General features: G+C 41.2%; 2 protein-coding genes. One reads left to right on the forward strand and one right to left on the reverse strand.

Annotated elements, in window-relative coordinates:
* Window positions 1–759 (forward strand): hypothetical protein (locus tag FTV31_RS16250; protein ID WP_180015691.1); only part of this gene is annotated, 759 nt, incomplete at its 5' end.
* Window positions 760–861: 102 nt separating this feature from the next.
* On the opposite strand, the gene FTV31_RS16255 is transcribed toward FTV31_RS16250, so the two are convergent.
* Window positions 862–2187: an ISNCY family transposase gene (locus FTV31_RS16255; RefSeq protein WP_180009761.1), complete on the reverse strand. Its 1326-nt coding sequence runs from the start codon at window positions 2185–2187 to the stop codon at window positions 862–864.
* Window positions 2188–2427: the final 240 nt, after the last annotated feature.

The raw sequence follows: 2427 nt of genomic DNA on the forward strand, positions 1-2427 counted from the left end.
CAGACTCTTAAAGAGAAGTACAAAGGCTTTAAGTGGGATCTTGATTCGATCTCAGCAGAAAAGACCTTGATTGCAGACTACTTCAAAGATAATGAGCCAAAACAATTTGTCTTAAAAAATCCAATTGCTGTCAAACCTACTGCCCTGGTGACTATGGAGCTTTTTAGAGATACGCATAAGACTTATAAACAGCTCATCTTGGGTGATGAAAAAGACTACAAAGACAGAGTAAGGGCTTATACGTGGACTTGGCGATATACAAAGCAAAGTATTGAAAAAATTAAAACTAAATTTACTGATTCTATTAATAAATTGGCTAGTCAAAAAAATAGTTCTCTAGCAGAGAAGAACCGAGCCGACATTAAAAATCTATTCCTGATGGTTGAAACATGGTCTGTTTTCAAAGCAAGCCGTTCCCAAGCAGGGCAGATTATCCATTTTGCACAGCGTTTTTTAAAGTACAGGTCTAAGAAGCAGAAAACATGGATGCAGATGGAAATTGCTACACCACACTTGACCTATCTACCCCGATTGCCGACCTATGCGGATACGATCCATGAATATAATTACAGACGTAATCTTTTTGATGAATATGGTGTGGAAGTGCCTTTGAAACTCATTAAAGACTACTATGGTGGTGGCTATTACAACATACCGATTCAAGCCTATGTAGCTAAAGAATTAGAAATGCGTGAGAATGGCAAAGCCATTGCTCAAAAAGCGGATGAGCTTTACTTACAAGTGCTTGAAAATGAGTAAATCCGCTAAGAGAAGCTATTAAATACGGACTTTGAATAGGTTCTAACATGCAATGTTATTCCTAAGTAGAAATGTCCTACCTTAAAACCAAATAGAAATGTCCTATACCGACATTTCCAAGTCAAGCACAGGATTCAGATTTCGTTTTTGAATTGCTGTTTTCTGTGCACGTCTACGTGGCATAGCTTGAGAACGATTCCGTTTGTTTTGCTGTTCTAATTCTTCATGCTGTTGTTGAATATGGGCCAATACAGAACCCAAACGTTTATTCTCAACAATCTCTCGCTGGTTCAGCTGGCTTAATTTGTCGAAGATGCTGTAATTGATTTTTCTACCCTGATATTCAATTGCAACTGTACCATCCGGGTATTCAAGGAACTCAAGATACTTGCCAATCAATCTTTGGTTTTCTTCCGTGTTTTCCAGGAGATATACGCATTTATCATAAGTAATGGTCAGGCTGTTCGTGACTCTGCGGGGTTCACGCCAGGTAAAAATATCATCTAATTCTTCGGCTGTTTCAGTGACAGTCCGGTGTAGATCCTTGGGATTAAAGGCCATCTTGGCAAACTTCTGATTGAATTGCTCAATGAAGCAGGGTAGCCAGGCATTCGCTTGTTCAATCGAACAGATGCCTTCCAGGCGCATTTCTTTGATCAGACGGTCCTGAAGCGTTCTATTGGCTCGTTCTACACGGCCTTTGGCCTGTGGTGAATTAGCGAAGATGATATCGATATTGAGGGTACTGAGCACGCGTCCAAACTGGGTAATCTTGGTGTCTTTCTTACTGCTTTGATTCACCCTAAAGACTGAATGTTTGTCGCTGTAAAACGCTAAAGGCTTACCGTGCTGTTCGACATACAGGCGTGTCGAAATCATATAGTCAAAGGCTGATTCTGATTCACAGAAGCGTAAATGCTGCAATTTGCCTGTGGCATCATCGATAAATACCAGCAGACAGCATTTAGCAGCGCGTCCTTCAAACCAGTCATGGTGTGAGCCATCAATTTGGATCAGTTCACCATAACAGTCCCGGTTATAACGAGGCTGATACGGGCGTTTCAGGCGTTTGGAGCGAGGAATCCATAAATTAGCTGCAATCATCCAGGAACGTAGTGTTTCCACCGAGATGTCGAATCCATGAATGGTAGTGAGCTTTTCATGCGCTAAAGTGGGTCCGAAACCATGCAGTTGATCCGAAACAATATTGAGGCACTTGAGTCTGAGTTCTTCAGGAAGCCTGGAGTTGCTGATTTGACCACGTGCAGCATGGGCTAATGCAACTGGGCCTTGAGCTTTGTATTTCTGCAGTAAGCGTCTGATCTGACGTTCTGAAATATGAAGTAGCTGAGCAGCCTGGGATTGAGTTATGCGTTGATCGCAGATTTCCTGCAAGACCGACAATCGTTTAAGTTCTTTATCCGACATAGACACCAACATATCAAACCGTCCGCTTCGATAATCGCAAAAGCGCATATTCTAAAAGCGGACATTTTTACTTTGGAGAAACCGGACATTTCTACTTTGGGCTTACAATCTCGTTTCGCATAATCGCCATTATGTTAAATAACTTTTAGAAGCTTTAGTACAAGCTTGACAGATTGTCTTATCATTATAAAATAACCTTATTCAAATCATCCTCCCAAGAGTAACGCCAATGAAGTAAGT

This window comes from Acinetobacter sp. YH16031, assembly GCF_013417335.1.
In the GTDB taxonomy this organism is placed as follows: Bacteria; Pseudomonadota; Gammaproteobacteria; order Pseudomonadales; family Moraxellaceae; genus Acinetobacter.